At 55.6% G+C, this 19945-nt stretch carries 14 protein-coding genes and 1 pseudogene; 11 read left to right on the top strand and 4 right to left on the bottom strand.

Going from position 1 to position 19945, the window contains the following annotated elements; all coding sequences use genetic code 11:
• Positions 1–71: 71 nt before the first annotated feature.
• Entirely contained in the window at positions 72–2360 is a 2289-nt protein-coding gene (locus VAE57_RS13355) for a histidine kinase N-terminal 7TM domain-containing protein (RefSeq protein WP_322822367.1), read from the bottom strand.
• Positions 2361–2641: 281 nt separating this feature from the next.
• Here VAE57_RS13355 and VAE57_RS13360 point away from each other — a divergent pair, with 281 nt between their 5' ends.
• The 8 genes from VAE57_RS13360 to fdhD all read left to right on the top strand — a co-directional run bounded on the left by VAE57_RS13360 (position 2642) and on the right by fdhD (position 12081).
• Entirely contained in the window at positions 2642–3130 is a 489-nt protein-coding gene (locus VAE57_RS13360; protein WP_322822368.1) for a putative iron-sulfur cluster-binding metallochaperone, read from the top strand.
• 717 nt (positions 3131–3847) lie between these two features.
• Positions 3848–4759 (top strand): DUF4349 domain-containing protein, encoded by a 912-nt coding sequence (locus VAE57_RS13365; protein ID WP_322822369.1) that lies wholly within the window; start codon positions 3848–3850, stop codon positions 4757–4759.
• Positions 4760–5194: 435 nt separating this feature from the next.
• Complete coding sequence (locus tag VAE57_RS13370; protein WP_322822370.1) at positions 5195–6115, top strand: GGDEF domain-containing protein; 921 nt, start codon at positions 5195–5197, stop codon at positions 6113–6115.
• A gap of 115 nt (positions 6116–6230) precedes the next feature.
• On the top strand, positions 6231–6755 hold the full coding sequence (locus tag VAE57_RS13375) for a type 1 glutamine amidotransferase domain-containing protein (protein WP_322822371.1): 525 nt from the start codon (positions 6231–6233) through the stop codon (positions 6753–6755).
• Positions 6752–8152 carry a glycosyltransferase family 4 protein gene (locus VAE57_RS13380; RefSeq protein ID WP_322822372.1) on the top strand — a complete coding sequence of 467 codons (1401 nt, stop codon included), beginning with the start codon at positions 6752–6754 and terminating at the stop codon, positions 8150–8152. Before VAE57_RS13375 ends, VAE57_RS13380 begins: the two co-directional genes overlap by 4 nt.
• 68 nt (positions 8153–8220) lie before the next feature.
• Positions 8221–8652 (top strand): hypothetical protein, encoded by a 432-nt coding sequence (locus VAE57_RS13385; protein WP_322822373.1) that lies wholly within the window; start codon positions 8221–8223, stop codon positions 8650–8652.
• A gap of 312 nt (positions 8653–8964) precedes the next feature.
• A complete protein-coding gene (locus VAE57_RS13390) occupies positions 8965–11205 on the top strand; it encodes an FdhF/YdeP family oxidoreductase (protein WP_322822374.1) in 2241 nt (746 codons plus the stop codon).
• 15 nt (positions 11206–11220) lie between these two features.
• Positions 11221–12081: a formate dehydrogenase accessory sulfurtransferase FdhD gene (gene fdhD / locus VAE57_RS13395; RefSeq protein ID WP_322822375.1), complete on the top strand. Its 861-nt coding sequence runs from the start codon at positions 11221–11223 to the stop codon at positions 12079–12081.
• A 91-nt stretch (positions 12082–12172) separates the two neighbouring features.
• Here the strand turns inward: fdhD and VAE57_RS13400 are convergent, their stop codons facing one another.
• The 3 genes from VAE57_RS13400 to VAE57_RS13410 form a co-directional block, all read right to left on the bottom strand.
• Positions 12173–12994, bottom strand: a complete 822-nt coding sequence (locus VAE57_RS13400) for a hypothetical protein (protein WP_322822376.1) — start codon at positions 12992–12994, stop codon at positions 12173–12175.
• Between the two features lie 31 nt (positions 12995–13025).
• Complete coding sequence (locus VAE57_RS13405; RefSeq protein ID WP_322822377.1) at positions 13026–14561, bottom strand: (Fe-S)-binding protein; 1536 nt, start codon at positions 14559–14561, stop codon at positions 13026–13028.
• Positions 14562–15807: 1246 nt separating this feature from the next.
• Positions 15808–16650: an acyl-CoA dehydrogenase gene (locus VAE57_RS13410; protein ID WP_322822378.1), complete on the bottom strand. Its 843-nt coding sequence runs from the start codon at positions 16648–16650 to the stop codon at positions 15808–15810.
• 448 nt (positions 16651–17098) lie between these two features.
• On the opposite strand from VAE57_RS13410, the gene VAE57_RS13415 reads away from it, so the two are divergent.
• The 3 genes and pseudogenes from VAE57_RS13415 to VAE57_RS13425 all read left to right on the top strand — a co-directional run.
• Positions 17099–18322, top strand: coding sequence for a CaiB/BaiF CoA transferase family protein (locus VAE57_RS13415; protein WP_416208457.1), 1224 nt, complete (start codon positions 17099–17101; stop codon positions 18320–18322).
• A gap of 47 nt (positions 18323–18369) precedes the next feature.
• Positions 18370–19587 carry a CoA transferase gene (locus tag VAE57_RS13420; RefSeq protein WP_322822380.1) on the top strand — a complete coding sequence of 406 codons (1218 nt, stop codon included), beginning with the start codon at positions 18370–18372 and terminating at the stop codon, positions 19585–19587.
• Positions 19588–19610: 23 nt separating this feature from the next.
• A pseudogene (locus VAE57_RS13425) lies at positions 19611–19945 on the top strand (hypothetical protein); the annotation flags it as partial.

Here is a 19945-nt window from a genome sequence, read left to right on the forward strand (position 1 = left end):
CCGGTGCGTTAGGAGTGGCCGCTGCCTGGCAGCGAGAGAGATGACGGCTTAAAACAGAATCGGGGGTACGGTCATACGTCGGCCTGTGCCCCAACAGTACGCGATACCGGCACAATTGGCAAGTCGCAAAAGAAGGTCGATCCTTCGCCGGGTGTACTCTCGACCCCGATCTTGCCGCCCATATGCTGGATCAGCCGCCGACAGATCGCCAGTCCCAGACCAACCCCACTGACTGCCTGTCCGTTCTTTTGCTTGACGCGCTCAAACTCCTCGAAAATCCGTTCCTGGTCGGCAGGGGCTATCCCAATGCCGGTGTCGCGCACGCTGATGCGTACCCACTCACCACGAGTCTCAGCTTTGATCTCGATCAGTCCTTGCGGGCGATTGAACTTGATCGCATTACTCAGGAGATTGATCAAAACCTGTTCGAGACGACCGGCATTGGCTTGAACCATTGGTAACTCAGGTGGAATGTTGACCATAAGATGAAGCTGATGTTCGCGGATCTGGGGTTGCATCTGACCAACCACATTCTGCACAATGACCGGCACCGGTACGGGTTCAATATCGATGGTCAACTGACCGGCTTCCATCCGCGAGAACTCAAGAATATCGCTAATCAGACGCATCAGATTGAGGCTGGCCTGGCGCATATAATGCAATGTCTCCTGGACTTCGGGACTCATTTCACCCAGGACACCACGGCGTAACATATCGGTGTAGCCAATGATGGTAGTAAGCGGAGTACGGAGTTCGTGACTAACGGTAGCCAGAAAGCCAGTTTTGAGCCGATCTGCACGTTGAACCTGTTCGTAGAGCTGAATCCTGATGAGCGCATCGGTAATCAATTCACCAATGGCAATGACTAGTTCAGTAAGGGTTGGCGTCATGCTCTTGGTTTCACTCGAGGCCAGACCCAAAATTCCTGCCGCCTGTTGATCGTGACGCAGGGGAGCCAGTAGTAACGATTGCAGCCCTTCTTGCTGCATGGTTGCAGCCAGTGGATCGGTAATAGTGAGTTCACTCAAATTGATCAGTTCGGGTCTGCCATGTTGAATTCGCTCGATCAAGGTACTGGCGGCGACACCGCTGATCACTTGATCGTGTAATCGGCCATAGCCTGCCGCTGTGTAATCAATCGTCACATGGATGTTCTGTGCGTTATCAATCAGACCAATCGATACCCGTTCCCAATTACCCTCCTGCACGATAATGTGTGCAATCGTCTTAAGCAAGGTGGAAGTCTCTTGGGCGGTGTTGGCGCTGCGGGCAATACTGTTGATGAGACGCAAAGCCGCAATATGACGTGCGCGCTCTTGTTCAGCGCGAATACGCTCACTGATGTCGCGGATCAAAAGCAATGAGCCGGTGGCAATGCCAGTCGCCGATTGGAGTGGGCGGAGGCGCACTTCAATCGCCTGTGTGCCATTTTCGCAGATGACAGGCCGGGTTGGTCCTGTCACCGGCGTGTTGAGTAGCCGCTGTAAATCCCGTTCAAACGGTGAATCAACGATCAGGCTGGTCAGTGACTTGCCGATCCAGCGACCGTTTTGGATACCTAATAATCGTGGTGCGTGCTGATTGATTTCGGCCACCAGACCACGGCTGTCGAGCACAATTAAGCCATCAGGCAGTCCGGCAATCACTTCCTGTTCGGCCAGTGGCGCCAGATCGAAAAGCTGATAACGCATTGTCGTGTACATCGCCAGGGCTGCGGAAATGAGGAGCAAAATCGGTGTCGGATCATCATTCCACGGCACCTTGAGGCCGCTGAGAAAGGCGATGTTGCCGACTGCCGGGATGAGGGCTGCTGCCAGCATTAGCCGGGAATGGTAGCGATGTACCGGTGGGGCCTGGGCTGAGGCACGGAAGAGAATGATAATGCCAATCGCCAGACAGACGTAGGCGTAGACGCTATGAAACCAGAAGGCTGGCCCACGGGTAACCGAGAGCCAGAGGAAGGGTCGTGACGTATCGGCAACAACTGTAGACCACCAAAGGTAGTGCAGGTTGTTGGTAAGGGCGAAGATCAGCGCAATCAATTCGGGGATGAAAATACCGCGCCGGATCCGGCGATCAACGCGCCACCACTCTCCAGAGTATGCCAGCGCGATCAAGAGCCAGCATGGCCCAATCAGCACAATCCCCACATTTTGGAGTAATGACCAGAAGAGTGTCCCTTCAAATGTCGTATCGGCAATGCTCAACGCATGACAGAGATTCCACCAGGCAATCGCTGCCAGCAGGAGCGTAAAGGGACGTCCTCCTCGATAGTAGCGACGTTGCCACATGACTATCGCTAGCCCGGTCGCGATGATTGCCGGGATGAGATAGATCATCACGAAGGGAAGAGACGCCATGCCTGTGCTCCCAATCGAGAGTTCTCTCATGTATGTGTGGTGCAGAGGGCACACCTCCGCTGTTCATCACCTGTGCTCGGAGAACTGCCTTTACCGGCAATAGAAATAGAACTGACACATCGCTTATTGTACTCCAAAACATTGAACGAAGAAACACCAAATCCTTACACACAATCTGCAACACGATATGCTTTTTCACTATCTATCCCTCTTGACCTTCCAGTTGCTGGAAGGTGTATGGTGTTGTTGCGATCAAGTAACACCTGTGCAGGAGGAAGGGTATGACTACACTATGCGAATGTTCGCCGGCAGCAGGATCGGCTACGTGTGAATTGAATGCCCCCCAGCGACAGACTGCATCATGTCCGACGTGTGGTTCATCTGGTAAACGAGTAGATTTGCAGACGGTGAAGGCGCTGGTGGCGATTAGCCTGCGCCAGATTCAGGCGTCATCCTTCTGGTTTTGCCGTTCACAACATTGTCCGGTGGTCTATTTTGCCGCCGATAATGGTCAGACGCTAACTATAGACCAGATCCGTGAGCGAGTGTATCAGAAAGAGCCAGAACGTCCAGATGTATTGGTGTGCTACTGTTTTCAGCATCGGGTTGGCGACATCCAACAGGCTTCGCCAGAGGAGCGGGCAGCATTAATTGCTGACATTAAAGCCGGTATTGCCGCCGATCAATGTGCGTGTGATATACGCAATCCACAAGGATCGTGTTGTCTGGGGAATGTGCAGCAGGTTGCGAAGCGAGTTGAATTGACATAAGTTTGAATCGTTTGATTGCATACGTGTTCTGTTAACGATTACGGGGTGATAGTGTTTAGTTACATTGCCATAAGTTTGAATCGTTTGATTGCATAGCTGGAGTGGCGGATTGGCGGCTGGCAAGATGATTGCTCCTCCCGCCTTATATCAAATCTTCATCGCTGGAGACATCCATGGCAGATCATTCTACCGTGCCGGCAGCGCAGCATCGAGGTGGCTTTCCGTAGCGCAGGCTGGAAGCCTGCGCCGGTGTGTTACCTTACTTCGTCCTGTTCCAGTCACTCATTCCATCCATTACGCACGACGCGACCACCCGGTATGACCATCACCAGTAGGTGTACCGCTACACCACGCGCCGGATCGTAAGCACGACTGCTGCGGCTGCCACGCTGCCGCACTCCAAACCCTGCGCCACGCGCAACCCTGCCTCGAACCGGAATCCATGCTGGCGTGTTATTCCGCAAAGCACCTGCAACCGAAAACGTTCCAATATGTGCCCGCCTCGAACCAGTATCCATGCCGGTGTATGATCCCATGGTGTGCGGAGCGGGAACGCCAGTGCTGCATGTCTGCGCTCAGGGGCGGGTCTGTTTTGATCGGTGGGTAGCGTGCTATATCTCGATAATGCCAGATTTGATATTAGGGGAACTTTAACCATCCCGTCTACGTCCATCTTCCAAAAGCGGTGTAACGTACATGCCGTGCAGGAGGATTAAGATGGACAGGCTAAAACGCTTCAGGGTCGCATTCATCATCGGGCTCATCGTACTACTGATTGGTGGCGCTGTGGTGTTGTTTGGTCAGCCTGGAGAAATGATGTTGGAAGAACCAGCGTATATGCCGATTCCAACGCATGAACCGATGTTGAGCGGTGCGCCGGTTCTTGCCCAACGAGGCACCGCTGCGTTTGCCGGAGGTGTAAGTAGTGGAGAAGCAGCGACAGGCAGTGAGGCGATTGCGCAGCGTCTGATCATCAAAAACGCCTCCATGGCGCTGGAAGTCGCCGATGTTCTGGCTGCCGAACAGGCATTACGGCAAAAAGCAGAAGCACTTGGCGGTTTTGTTGCGAGTGTCGAAACGTATGGAAGCGGGAAAGAGCTACGGGCAACGGTCGTCTTGCGCGTGCCGGCTGAGCATTTTGAGGCAGTATTGCGTGATGCAGAGGGTCTGGCCAGCAACGTGTTGCGCCGTAGTGTCAGTGGCAGCGATGTCACTGAAGAATACGTCGATCTGGAGGCACGGTTGCGGAACCTTGAAGCGACGAATGCCCGTCTCCTCAATCTGCTCTCCCGTGCCCAGAATGTTAATGAGGCGCTGATGGTGAATCAATCTCTCACCGAGATTCAGGAGCAGATTGAGCGGATAAAGGGTCGGATGCAGTATCTCGAACAGAGCGCGGCAATGTCAACAATTACGGTTGAACTCCTGCCGGTACCGCCACCAACACCGATCATTGAAGAGGACGCCTGGCAACCGCTAGAGGTGGCCCGTATCGCTCTGCGCAATCTGATCCTGCTCGGCCAGGCTCTGGCAAATGCTGTGATTGTGTTCCTGGTCTGGACGCCGGTCTGGTTGCCGCTTGTCTTGATCGCTGCCTGGGCACGGCGCCAGCTGTCACAGCGAACGTAAGGTGAGAAATTGAGACGTTGTTCCATATTTTGCCCTGAGTCACGCGTGTACACAGCAGCAGATGCGACCGATGGGTCACCTCTGTTGCTATGCAGAATGCAGTCTGTGCATCTCTGAACAATACAAAGCATAACATGCGATGCAAGACGTACCTTGTCATACTCCTCGTTCACCGTATCCCGCGTATAGCAATCTGAACATGTGCATGCATCGTCTGTAGGGGCGGTTCAAAACCCGCCCCTACAGAACCCGTTCATCTGTAATCATCAAGACAGCGCCCATCATTCATCGTAGAGGGTGTGGATAATCACGGTTCACCGCATGTCCGAGGCAGGGATTTACCATCTGTAGGGGTGGGTTCTGAATCCGCCCCTGCTTGTCGGTCGTGGCGAGTTGTGCTATCGTTGTCATAGTTCATAGACTGTGGGGCATTGTATGGCATCAGCCGTTTCATTTCTACCGATTATCACGACTGATAGCTCACTGATTACTCAACTCAGTGCCCGCCTGGGTTCTGGCTGGCAGATAGTAGCGGCTTCCACAGTGACACCCGGTCAACCTAACCTGATCGATCTGCGCGAGCAGATACCTGAAGGGCTGGCAGCATATGCCGAACAGGTGCCTTTGGTTGGAGTGGTGGTTGATACTGCCGGCGTTGCTCACGTATTGCAGATGGGTGTGCATGAAGTATTGACCGTCGCCGAGTTACAGCCTTTGTGTCTGACGCGGGCCATAACGTCAGCAAACATTCGCTGGCAGATTGATCAGACCCGTCGCCAACACCTGGCTGAAGCACGTGCGCAGGTGCAGGCATTGACAGTGCGATTGCAGAACGAGCAGATCCGCGATCCACTCACCGGTCTGTATACCCGGCGTTATCTCAACGAGACGCTTGATCGCGAACTGCGCCGGGCCGACCGTGAACAGATTGTGCTGAGTGTTGCGCTCATCGATATTGACCAGCTCGAACAAGTGAACTGGCAATTTGGTCGTGCACTCGGTGATGCCGTGCTCCAACACCTGGCCGGCCTGATTGGGCGTCAGGTGCGTGGCGGTGACATTTTCTGCCGCTATGGTAGTGATGAACTGCTTCTGGTCTTGCCACGGGTGGCTCCTGAAACAGCGTTGCAGCGTGCAGAGCAGTGGCGGCTGTCGGTAGTGGAATCGGTCATTCGCCCCGGTACTCTTGATCTTCAGGTAACAATTTCTATCGGATTAGCCTCGTTCCCGCGTGATGCACGCAATGCAGTCGAATTGATGAATTGCGTCGGTGAAGCCTTGTACGCTGCAAAGGCGGCGGGCGGCAACTGTGTGCGGCAATGGCCGGGTGCTGGCAGGTCGTTGTCTTCAGCTTGATGTCTGGGAATAGGGAAGTTGCTATACTGGTTGAGACGGGTCGTTAGATCTTGCCTGAATAATGAAGTATCCATGGGTTTGAGATAGACCCTTACACTGACGAGGGAGAACCGCTATGCGACTGGCAGGAAAACCGATCGCTATTCTGCTGGCAGAAGGGGTAGAAGACCTTGAGTTCTACGTGCCGTTGATGCGCTTGCAGGAAGAAGGGGCAGAGGTGCTGGCCGCCGGACTCGATCTGCATCCGGTGCGGGGAAAGAATGGGTTAGAGATTACGCCAACCACGACAATTGCCGAATTGTGCGCCGATGATTTGTTTGGTCTTGTGCTCCCCGGTGGTTGGGCACCTGATAAATTGCGTCGCTATCAGGTGGTAACCGATCTGGTGCGGGCAATGGACGCCGCCGGGAAGGTGATCGGGATCATTTGTCACGGGGGTTCCATCGCGATTTCTGCCGGTATCGTGCGTGGTCGTCCGGCTACCGGCTCAACCGGCATCAAAGACGATCTGATCAACGCTGGTGCGCTATGGGTTGATGAAGCCGCGTTCCGTGATGGTCATCTGGTGTGGGGACGTGTTGTAGCCGATATTCCGGCCTTCTGTCGCGAGCTGGTGGCGGCATTGGTGGAACGAGCATGATGTTGCGCATTGCCTACTGCTCACCGGTCAATCCCGCTCCTTCAGGGATCTCTGATTACAGTGAGGAGCTGCTGCCGTATCTTGCGCAGTATGCCGCACTGACGCTCTTCGTTGAAGATGGTTTACGTCCAACCAATCCTCTGTTGGCGAAACACTTCCCGATCAAGCCGATACGCCAGCTTGAACGCATGGCCCGGCGTGGACAGTTCGATGCGATCATCTATCATATGGGCAACAGTCCGGCCCACGCCGGTATCTGGCGGATGGCGCAGCGCGTGCCCGGCGTGATAGTGTTGCACGATTTTGTGCTCCATCACTTCATGCTCTGGTACGCGGCCAACGTTCAGCGCGATGTCCAGCGCTACGTGACCATGATGCGTGCGCGCTACGGTGCCGACGGTGAGCATATTGCCCAACTGATGATCCGTTCGCGCTTCAGCGAAGCGGCGTTTGCCTTTCCCTGCAACGAAGACGTGTTAGCGGCAGCCAGAGCGGTGATCGGTCATAGCCATTACCTGTTGCGGCGCGTGACCGCAACTCGCCCAGACCTGCTCTGTGGTTATGTGCCGATGGGGGTGCCGCTGCCGCCGTTAATCGACCGGATTGCTGCGCGGCAGCGACTCGGTTTACCACTCGATCAACCGCTACTGGCCAGCTTTGGCCATATCAACGCCTGGAAGCGGATCGAACCAACCCTGTGCGCTGTGGCCGGCTTGCGTCGTGACGGCATTGATGTGCATTGTCTGCTGGTTGGCTCGGTGTCGCCGAATTATGATCTCAAAGGCGTTATCCAGCGTCTTGGTCTGCAAGAGGCGGTGACCATCACCGGCTACGTTGCGCGGGCGCAATTTGAGGACTACGTAGCTGCTACCGATGTCTGCCTGAATCTACGATATCCTACCGCTGGCGAAACCAGTGCCAGCCTGCTCCGCCTGCTCGGTGCAGGGAAGCCAACCCTGGTGAGCGCCGTGGATGCGTTTTGCGAATTACCCCCCGATGTAGCGGCGCAGGTTGATGTTGACGAGAGTGAAACCGATCTCATTATCGCCTATTGTCGGCGTCTGCTCACCGATCCGGCGCTGGCAGCCGCGCTGGGAGCGCGGGCGCGGACTTATGTTGCCACCGAACATACGCTGGCCGGTGCAGCACAGGCGATGATCGAGTTTCTGGCAAAGGTGTATGGTTGGGCGCCACCACAACGCATTCGCTCGCATCCGCTTTGGGACCCGACCCCGGTGTTTGAAACAGATACAACACCGCCGCGTCCAACACCCCAACCTGCCGCACCGGCGTCGTTGTTGGTGCAAGCGGCAGCTCAGGCGATGGCCGAGATCGGGTTGACTGAAGATGATACCGGTGCTTTGCAATCGGTGGCGACGAAGATTGCCGGGTTGTAAGAGAGGCATCCATAACGGGTCATGGGTGTGGTTGGTCTGATGACCGACTCGGCACAGGAGATAGCTTCATGCGGGTTGTGATTCGAGAAGTTTTGAATGTCGGCGGTTTCTTTGCTGGCGAGACCGTCACGCTGGCGGTACAACCGTGGCCGGATCACGGCCCAGAGCAGACGATCACGATTGATGATGCGGCATTGGTAAACATCACCGCTCGCCATTTACTGGCACCGGGCATGGTGCTTGACCTGCTCTTTGCCGGTGATCGGGTCGAACAAGCGACATTGCTCGGTGCTGTCGACCACGCCGGTTTACGAACTACATTGCGACCTCTTCCCGTTTCCCCAACGCCGGTGCCGCGGGTGCTCAGTTTTCATTGCCCGCATTGCAATCTGTGGGTGCCGGCAACCGGTGATCCGCCGGGGTGTGGGATATGTGGTGCGCCGGCTCCGACATTGTCGCTCGCTGTTCAGTCTACACGAGAGACCATTGACTCAGCGTAAGGGTCATCGTTCCGGTTACAGGCGCGGGAGTCACCACAACAGCACTGCTATGACCGACTGGTAATCTTCGCACCGCACAGGATCGGAGGTTACAGGCGCGGGAGTCACCACAACAGCACTGCTATCACGGCGTGTCGTATCACATCTGGTTAGAAGGCATGACACGCTATCCAACATCTCGCGGAACGCCTGGTGTCACCAACGGCGATTGCGCACGATTTTATTTGTTTCGGCAAGCATTACCACCGTGCGCGTATTTGCTGGTACAATACCCTTAGTATCCCCTCACAAGGTAAACCGCGAGGAGGCAGTATGAAGCGACGGAGCTGGAATCCCGCAACGTGGGTTAGTCTGGTACCCAACGGTCTGGGCCATGTCAAACCGAACCACTACTGGGAGATCGTGCGCACTATCTGGGAAAATCGCGACAATCTCGGCAAAGCATGGCGTATCTTGCACGAAGGTGTCTGCGACGGTTGCGCGTTGGGGACAACCGGTTTGCGCGATTTCACCATGAAAGGCGTGCATCTCTGCACGGTGCGGCTCAATCTGCTGCGTTTAAACACGATGCCACCGCTCGACATTCGTCATCTGCATGATGTAGCCGGCTTACAACGCCTGAACGGACGTGAACTACGCGCTCTGGGCCGTCTTCCGTATCCGATGCTGCGCCGACGCGGAGAAGCCGGATTTTGGCGGATCAGTTGGAATGATGCGCTCAACGAGATTGCTGCCCGGCTGCGCAACACCGATCCACGCCGGATAGCGTTTTACCTGACATCACGCGGGATTACGAATGAAACTTACTACGTAGCGCAGAAGGTGGCGCGCTTTCTCGGTACGAACAACGTTGACAACGCTGCCCGTCTTTGCCATGCGCCGAGTACCACGGCGATGAAGCAGGTGTTGGGGGTAGCCGCGTCAACCTGTAGCTACCGTGATTGGATTGGCACCGATCTGCTGATCTTCATCGGCAGTGATGCGCCAAACAATCAGCCGGTAACGACCAAATATCTCTACTATGCCAAACAACACGGCACCCGTATCTTCGTCATCAATCCCTACCGCGAACCGGGTCTGGAACGCTATTGGGTGCCAAGTGTCTTTGAAAGTGCGTTGTTCGGCACCCGCATGGCTGATCGCTTTTTCCAGATTCACACCGGCGGTGATATTGCCTTCCTGAATGGGACGCTCAAGCACCTGATCGAGCGTAACTGGCTGGATTGGCACTTCATTTCCGCGCATACGCGCAACTTTGAGGGGGTACAAGCGGCGCTGGCTCAGCAGTCGTGGGACGATCTGGAGCGGGCGAGTGGGGCAACGCGCGGCGAGATGCTGGCCTTTGCCGAGGCGCTGGCCCAGGCGAAGAGTGCCGTATTCGTGTGGAGCATGGGGATCACCCAGCACGAGTACGGGGTAGAGAATATGAAAGCGATCCTGAATCTGGCCCTGGCCCGTGGCTTCATCGGACGTGAGTATTGTGGGGTGATGCCGATTCGCGGCCACAGCGGGGTACAGGGTGGTGGTGAGATGGGGTGCACCGCTACCACCTTCCCCGGCGGCAAACCGATCACACCCGATACCGCGCACTGGCTCGGCGAACAATGGGGTTTCACAGTGCCGGAATGGAAAGGGCTGAGCTGTGGCGACATGCTCGATGCCGCCTACAACGGCGAACTCGATGTCTTCTATGCGGTGGGTGGGAACTTTCTCGACACGATGCCCGATCCCGCCTACATTCGCACTGCCCTGAGCCGACCGGCATTGCGCGTACACCAGGATATTGTGCTCACCACGCAGATGCTGGTTGAACCGGCAGACACCGTCATCTTGCTGCCGGCGGCCACCCGCTACGAGCAGCGCGATGGTGGAACCGAAACCTCAACTGAACGCGAAATCATCTTCTCACCGTACCTTGCTCCACCACCTGCCGAGGCGCGTAGTGAGTGGGAGATTTTGCTTAGCGTGGCGGAACGAACGAAGCCGGAACAGGCGCATCTGATCCATTTCGCCGACGGTCAGCAGATTCGGAACGAAATTGCCCGGATTGTCCCTGAGTACAACGGGATTCAGCATTTGCACCAGGCCGGCGATCATATCCAATGGGGTGGGCGCATCCTGTGCCGCGATGGTCAGTTCGCCACACCTGGTGGAAAAGCGGTTTTTACACCGCTGATGCCACCCGAAGCTGCTTTACCACCTGGTATGTTTGTGCTGAAGACTCGCCGTGGCAAGCAATTCAACTCGCTCATCCACGATGAACGCGATCCGCTCAACGGTGCGTTGCGCGATGATGTGCTCATCAACCCTGTTGACGCTGCCACACTCGGTGTTCGGGAAGGGGATTGGGTCACCTTACGTTCAGCGGCCGGTGAGATGCGGGCACGAATTAAATTTGCACCGCTCAAATCGGGCAACATCCAGGTTCACTGGCCGGAGGGTAACGTCTTGATTGATGCCCATCAGCGCGACCCGGGGGCAGGTGTGCCGGCTTACAAAGCGCTGGTTAGCATCCATCCGATCACTGAAGCAGTGCTTCAGGAGCAGCGTTAACGCGGGGCATACTGCATGATAACGCGAGCAAGCACCCGGCGCCGCACGATACTGAAGGTACGCGATGGGCGCTGGCAACAGACCAAAGACACTGTCGTTGTTGAAGAACCGCTGGAGATTCGCCTGGCAACAGCGGGTAATTCGCAGAGTATTGCACTGGCGACAGTGATGCGTACACCGGGCGCCGATGTTGAACTGGCCGCCGGATTTTTGTTCGGCGAAGGGATCGTGCGTGATCGCTACGACATCGTGACTATTCGCTACTGCGTTGATGCCGATCTCGATGAAGAGGCGCGGTTCAACACTCTGATCGTCACGCTGCGGCCAGAGCTTGACCTCAACCTCGATCATATCCGCCGCCTCTTCTTCGTCTCGTCATCGTGTGGCGTGTGCGGGAAGATGTCGCTGGAAGCCCTGCGGATACGTGGCTGCACACCGCTTATCAACGATCCGACCCTGCAGGTCCATTGCTCGGTGCTGGCCGGGATCGATCAACGGGTACAGCAGGCACAGGAACTCTTCAGCCGAACCGGTGGCTTACACGCTGCCGCCCTCATCTCGCTTGACGGTCAAATTTACGCTCTCCACGAAGACATTGGCCGACACAATGCCGTTGACAAATTGATCGGCGATCATCTGCTCGGCGGTCGCCTGGAACTGCTGCGGCGATCCGTACTGCTGGTGAGTGGCCGGGCCAGCTTTGAGATCATGCAAAAGGCGCTGATGGCCCAGATTCCGATTGTCGCCGCCGTTGGTGCACCCTCGACCCTGGCGGTCACCCTGGCCCAGCATTTTAATATGACCCTGATCGGCTTTCTGCGGGGAAGCTCGTTCAATATTTACGCTGGTGCCGGACGGGTGTGTGAGGAGGGGTAGAAACAGCTTTTGCCCGCGCAGACACCAACAGGATTCCTCGCGTACAGCGGGCAACACCTGTATTGCAGGTGTTGCCCGTTGAAAACATCAGCTACGCAATGGTACGCGCCATGCGCCGTCGGGTTGCGTAGAAGATCGCCAGGAAGTTGTAGACCATATGGAACAGGTAGGTGAAGGGCAACAGGGTAAACAAGGCCAGACCGAGCAGGCTGTGAACATACACGATACCGGGAACGAGCTGCAACCGGGCCAGCAATTCTGTCCAGATAATGCAGAAGATGATTGTCCGAATCAAGACCCGATCAAACGGTCGCCGTCCTGGAGTACGAATACGATGGGCCGGAGGATCAATATCATTCACTACCGCGCCGCTCCATCTGCGGAGTAAAACCATCATCAGATGAAGATTACCGATAACGGCGAACATGACTGCCACCCAGGTAATACCCACAAAGTAGGGAGCAAAATCACCGAAAAGAAAGCGTGATTGTAGCTCTTCGCCATTGCCGAAGATAATAGCCAGCAGATTGGCCGGCGTATAGTTGAAGCTGTGCTCAAGGTGTAACGCCACATCCGGTATCGGCCGACCGAGTAAGATGTTTCCGAAGACGATGAGTGCCGAAATCGAGTACCCGATCACCTCAGTGATAATCGCAACGTGATAAGCCAGGTAGCCTCGTCCCCAAACGGGATTGGCGCGACGATAAAAGTGCTGATACGGCCCGAAGAGAACCGCAGCTAATGACGGCCAAAAGCCCAGGCGTGGCGGTGGCGACTCGAATGTTGGTGATATGCCCCGAAAACGGCGCTTCGTCAGTAATGCCCGAACGAATCGGCCCAGCCGTAAGCCAACACCGATCACGAAGACGGTTATTGCAATTGGGGCAATAATATTCAGTAACGTGATAAGCATAGAACACCTCTATTTACGAATAGCGAACATACTAATCGACGGCGGTTGAGCGCTGTTTTGGTGCGGTTACGACTTCACGCCATGCCTGTAACAGTTCGTACACGTGAGGATGATCCTTGCTGAATCGTCTGACAATATCATCTTGCTCAAGCCAATCGAGGAGGGCTGGAAATTCGGGAAGCTGCATCAACATTGACAGGCGACCCTCAATACTGTGCGCAACGAAAAACTCGTGATCGCGATTCTGTAATTCGGCCGGAATGCGCATCCGATCCAATTCACCTCGTTTGGCAAGCGCCTGCTCCATTGCGGCATAAACAACCTCAAACAACACTAATGCCATGCGTTCGCCTTGCGGTGACAAGCCGTAGGTTTGACAGGTATCTTCCAGTGACAGCGTACACACCACGCACGGTGATGTCACGTATACAGCATTGGTGGCGCGAATCTGGTTGGCCTTCAGAATCGAAATCTTGCGCCGAGTCTCGGTGTTTTCCGGTAATCGCATCCCACCGGCACCACCATTGCAGCAATAATTGTGTTCGCGGTTGGGAGTCATCTCGATAAAATTGTCGGTGACGAGATGTAATAATTCACGGGACAGATCGCCTAAACCAGAAAGACGGGTCGCATAACAGGGATCGTGCAGTGTCACCTTCAGGTGAGTCTTTTCAACCGGTAGCTGTCCCTGCTTGATCAACTCAAGCATCAGCGCATCAACACTAACAATCGGATAACGGAAAGGCCGACCCAGGGTTTCAGAGGCTTCGGCGTAAAGGGTACGGGTATCGCAGCCACACTCTACGAGCAGAATTTTCTTCACGCCCAGCCGATCCGCTTCCTGTTCCCAATCTTCTAACATTTGCTTTGAAAGGTTATGATGAACAGCGATATGGTCAATCTCAGTGCCGGTATCAATCACATAGGGCGAAATGGTGTAGCTCACACCAGCCGCATTCAGAATTTTGATAAGTTTAATTCCGTAATCAGGAATTTTCGTATTACCGGCTGCCGGGCACACAAAGAGCATGTCAGCACCATGCACGTCAACCGGCACCTCCAAATTCTCGCTACGCAAAAACAGACCGACGCGACCGATGACCTGGGGCATGGTTAACCCAAAACTGTGTCGATGTCGATCAGTATGTTCGATAATTGACCGAATGGTAGGATTGGCGAGACTCAGACCAGAATCGGCGTATGCGGCGCGGGCCAGGCGAACAATCCGGCGAATACTAATCCCGGATGGACAGGCCAGTGTACAACGTCCACAGGCAGTACACGCCCAGAAGTATTGCATATTTTCTCGCAAATCGGCGACCGTGGGAGTTGGCACTAACCCCAATACACCCCCAATGCGCCCCTCCACCGTCATATAGCGATGATAGATCTGGCGAATCAGACTGGTCTTATGTGTGGGATGAAGTTTCTCATCACCGGTCACCAGGTACCATGCACATGCCTCGCCGCACATCTTGCAATCCATGCAGGCTTCGAGGTTGACCACATCCTCGGCGGTCAGGTTGTGGCGCAACGAATCGACAAACGCTTGCATTTCCGGTTCCATGCAAAGCCCTCCTCACGATGGTTTTGTGATCCAACTGTGTCAGATGCGATTAAATAGGGGAACTGATGACGGGACGAACATGGGTAACGGAATTCCCCTCAGCGCAGGCTGAGATTTGATAAACGTCACCCCGATAAAACTATAACCAGGAAAGATGTATAAGGCACCAAAATCAATAAGTTTATGTACTAAAAAATATTCTAGTAAAAATATTTTCTTACTATTGTTTTTATTTGTTTATTCGTATCTCAAATTACGATGTTTGAATTATAATCATTACCTCAGAGAATATTTGTTAAGATATAACAACCAGGAATTGTCGCCTGATCCATCTGCTATCAACCAGTGCAATGGTGTGGCGTATAGCTGATTGCAAAGGGTAATAATCGGTTTCGTAAACTGGTGCCCACGTTCACAATATTCCGCAGGCATTTACTCATCGATGCTGTCTGCGCCTGAACACGTGTGAAGGAAGGGAAATCAGCGGGATATTCCAGGGTATTGTGATGCGGCGTAAGGCGTGTTAGCCAGCGCATTTTGACTGAGGGTTGCCCGCCAAATGCTGTGACACGCGCACGCCGAGTGTGCAAGGCTATTAGAACCTAATTTCATCATTACTGACCGAATTCCATGATGGTGTTGTCAACGGTGTGCCACGCACCGGATCGTGAGCGCGGCTGCTGCGGCAGCTATGCTGCCGCACTCCACACCGCACGACACGGGCATGATGAGCGAGGAAGGCACCCCATCCAGCACCCCGGTGACCAGGACGGGGAGCGGTGTGCCACGTGCTGGATCGTGAGCGTGGCTGCTGCGGCAGCGTGGCTGCCGCACTCCACACCGCACGACACGGGCATGATGAGCGGGCAAGGCGCTCAATCCAGTCCGGGATCAAGATATGCTGTCGTTGGTGACTGACAAGCGTGCATAAGCCTGTGCGATTGTCTGGGCGCACGACCGCACAGCTTTTATGCAATAAGTTCTAGCCTGGTGGCGGGTAGGGGATGGCGGGTTCGGTCAGCCGGCGGGTTGGCGGGTTCACGGTTTAGCGGGTTGAAACCCTACCTCACGACGTGGAAGCCCCAGCGGAGCTGGCCTGGCGGCGGTGGGGAAGAGGCCGGGCACGCCGGTGCGTAGCCTCACCTGACCCGGCAGGTTGGTGCGGGGCGACCGGTTGCAATATCCTCCTGCTTTTTTCTCTTTCCTCATCTCTGCCTCCTCCCTCCCATCCCCTATCTCCTATCTCCTATCCTCCCAACTCAGCCGTCGCACTGAGTGCCGTTGCTCCATCGGGACCCTGTGCTTCCAGATCGATGCGGTCGCCGTTGGGGCGGGCCAGCAGGCGGAAGGGGGCCAGATCGAAGAGTGGGGCCTGGCTGCGGAACGAAAAGCCAGCAATCGGGCGAGATGTATGGTGGCGGGCCAGTTCCATCAGTAGGACTGCTACCAGGGGGCCATGAACGACCAGGCCCGGATAGCCCTCTTCGTGCTGAGCGTATGGTCGGTCGTAGTGAATCCGGTGTGCGTTGAAGGTGAGAGCTGAGAAGCGGAAGAGCAGGCGTGGATCGGGCACAACAGTACGAGTGATCGCATCGTTCGCTGGTGGTAACTCTACCGGCGTGGGAGCCGCTACCGGTGCACCCGGTTCACGGTACACGATATCTTGCTCTTCTTCGATGCAAAGTATCTCATTCTGGTATATCTGGTAGCCAACCGTCACAAACGCTAGCGGTCCACTACGACCACTTTTTTGAGTAATGTTGCGGATCACGCCTTCACGGCGTGCCGGTTGGCCAATGCGCAGCGGGTGATGGAAGCGGATGCGGGCACCGGCAAACATGCGGCGTGGATAAGGAATCGGTGGAATGAAGCCACCACGCTGTGGATGACCATCATTGCTAAGCTGTGATTGTGGAGCACGGGGCAGAAAGTAAAACCAGTGCCAGAGCGGAGGAAGCGGACTATCCGCAGTTGGCGCTCCCGATGGCGGTTCAAGTGTTGCTGCTGCGGCAATCGCCTGGGCCAGACAAATATCATCTTCCACCAGCTCAGTACGCCCAATCCAGGCCATCCAATCTGCGCTACTCATGGTCGGTTGACCTCCTTGTTTGCAATATTGATACGTTTGGTACGTGGAACAGGTCTATTATACTATGCATAACCCACGTATAACCATCGCAAATTGTGCAGGAGGTGCAAGTATTTACTAACATTAACTCATAGTTAACTCTTAGAAACCGACAATTGCGCATGTTTCGCTTTTATGCTATGGTATGAATACACGACTCCATGATCCATGTTTTGGATGAGCCATTGCGGCCATGGTGGCCTCATGCATAGCCAATGGTGGCTGCGGGTATTCTTTTTGTTTACGGCAAGGAGAGGGAAGAGGAATGGCAAAAGCGTCACGCCTGACCAGATCAACCAGTCAGCCAACGAAGGTGTTAGAAGGACAGGTCACCGGGACAAGCGAGATACCCCCCACAGGAGAAGAACCATCAGTACACGCAGAATCAAGGCCACCAGACAGTGATCCGATGAGCGCTCTGGGTACCGGTCAGGAACAGTTGCCGTTGAGTGGTATTCGGGTTATCGATGTAGGTAATTTTCTGGCCGGCCCGTATGCTGCTTCTATCCTGGGTGAGTTTGGCGCCGAAATTCTCAAGGTCGAACACCCGCTGGCTGGTGATCCGATGCGTCGTTTCGGCACCGCAACTGCCCGCCATGATGCCACGCTGGCCTGGCTGAGCGAGGCCCGTAACCGTAAGTCGGTCACGATTGATCTGCGCCAGCAAGAGGGCGTTGCTCTCTTTCTGAAGCTGGTCGCGAAATCCGACATTCTGATTGAAAACTTTCGCCCCGGTACGATGGAAGAATGGGGCTTGAGCTGGCCTGTTTTGCAGGCGACGAACCCTGGCCTGATTATGCTGCGAGTGTCGGGCTATGGTCAGACCGGGCCGTACCGTCGGCGGTCGGGGTTTGCCCATATCGCCCACGCCTTTAGTGGTCTTTCGTACCTGGCCGGGTTTCCCGGCGAAACGCCGGTCTTGCCGGGAACGGCACCGCTCGGCGACTATATCGCCAGCCTGTTCGGGGCCATCGGGATTTTGATCGCGCTGCGCCACAAAGAGCAGACCGGACGCGGGCAGTTGATCGATGTCGGGATTTACGAAGCGGTCTTCAGGATTCTGGATGAGATTGCGCCGGCTTATGGTCTGTTCGGCAAGATTCGTGAACGCGAAGGGGCCGGGAGTTTTATTGCCGTTCCGCATGGTCATTTCCGCTCGAAGGATGGCAAGTGGGTTGCGATTGCCTGTACCACCGACAAGATGTTTGAACGGTTGGCCGAAGCAATGGAGCGCCCGGAACTGGCTTCGCCGGAACTGTACGGCGATCAACGCAAACGGCTGGCAGCACGCGACATTGTGAACCAGATCACGATTGAATGGGTCGGTTCGTTGACGCGCGACGAGGTGATGCGGCGTTGTCTGGAGAAAGAAGTTCCCGTTGGCCCACTCAACAGCATCGCCGATATGTTCAACGACGAACATTTTCTGGCTCGCGGTAACTTTGCCTGTATCGAAGCCGAGGGTATCGGCGAAGTGGTGGTTCCGAACGTGATCCCCAGACTATCAGAAACACCGGGACGGGTGACCAACCTCGGCCCACCGCTGGGGAATGCCACGTATGAGGTGTTGCGCGAGCTGCTCGATATTTCTGCCGAAGAGATCAAGCATCTGCGCAGTCGCAAGATTATTTAGCCATCCCGATCACATATGCTGTAACAATACCTGATGAGGTGAAGGCAATGGATGGAACGACCACAACGTTGCCGCTGGCCGGAATTCGCGTTATCGATGCCGCGACGGTGATCGCTGCGCCCTTTTGTGCGACCATGTTGGGCGAATTCGGCGCCGATGTGTTGAAAGTAGAACATCCTATCGGTGGTGATGCGCTGCGCCGCTTTGGGACGCCGACCGCACGCGGCGATACGCTGACCTGGCTGAGTGAGTCGCGTAACAAGCGTTCGGTTACGCTCAACCTGCAACATCCCGAAGGGGCACGGGTCTTCAAAGAGCTGATCGCCCATACCGATGTGCTGTGCGAAAATTTTCGCCCCGGTACGCTGGAAAAATGGGGGTTGGGTTGGGATGTGCTGAGCAAGATCAACCCGCGCCTGATTATGTTGCGGGTCACCGGGTATGGGCAGACCGGACCGTACCGTGATCGACCGGGGTTCGCCCGGATTGCCCATGCCGTCGGCGGCATCGCGTATCTGGCCGGGATGCCGAAAGGAACACCGGTGACGCCGGGGTCAACGACGCTCGCCGACTACATGACCGGTCTTTACGGCTGTATCGGTGTGCTGCTGGCGCTGCGTTACCGTGATCAGACCGGACGCGGACAGTACATTGATGCCGCCCTCTACGAATCGGTCTTCCGCTGTAGCGATGAGCTGGTACCGGCCTACGGGATGTATCGCAAGGTGCGTGAACGCCACGGTTCCCACTACAACGAGTTTGCCTGTCCTCACGGCCATTTCCAAACCAAAGATGGGAAATGGGTGGCGATCTCGTGTGCGACCGATAAGCTGTTTGCCCGCCTGGCGAATGCGATGGGACGCCCCGAACTGGCGTCGTCGAGTGTCTATGGCGACCAGAAAGTACGGCTGGCGCATGCCAGTGATGTGAACGAAATTGTGCGTGACTGGTGTAGCTCGCTGACCCGCGCTGAAGTGCTTGAGCGCTGTTACGCCACGGCTACCCCGGCGGCACCGCTGAACGACATCGCTGACTTCTTCGGTGATCGCCACGTCCACGCACGCCGTAATCTGGTTGCGATTGATGCTGAAGACCTGGGGGAGACGTTGATCATGCCGAATGTGGTGCCGAAGCTCTCGGAGACACCGGGCAGCATTCGCTCGCTCGGTCCGAAACTCGGTGAGCATACGGAAGAGGTGTTGAAAGAGATTCTCGGCATGAGCGACGAGCAGATCGCCGATCTGCACTCGAAGCGGGTGATTTAGTTGTCGGCTCTGGGAGCGAGGGCGTGGCGACGATGGATGACGATGCGCTCTCCACGCTCTCGGCCAATTGGTGGCTTGTACTGGCAAGAGTGATGAAACCGCGGCGCACCCATACGTTGCCCGGAACTGGATGGGGAGCACGGCGCGGCTGGTGCAGGGCAACGGTACGAGCTGTGACAGGCGGCACGATTGACCAGCACCACCGGGCAGCATTCGCTGGCCAAGCCCGAAACCCGGCGCAGATCGCCGATCTGCGCTCGAAGCGGGTGATTCGGGTTCTGGTTGTGGGAGCGAGGGCGTGGCAAAGATGGATGGCGATGCGCTTTACACGTCCTCGTCCAATTGGTGGCTTGTACTG

The sequence above is a fragment of the Chloroflexus sp. genome (assembly GCF_034434295.1).
Taxonomy (GTDB): Bacteria; Chloroflexota; Chloroflexia; order Chloroflexales; family Chloroflexaceae; genus Chloroflexus.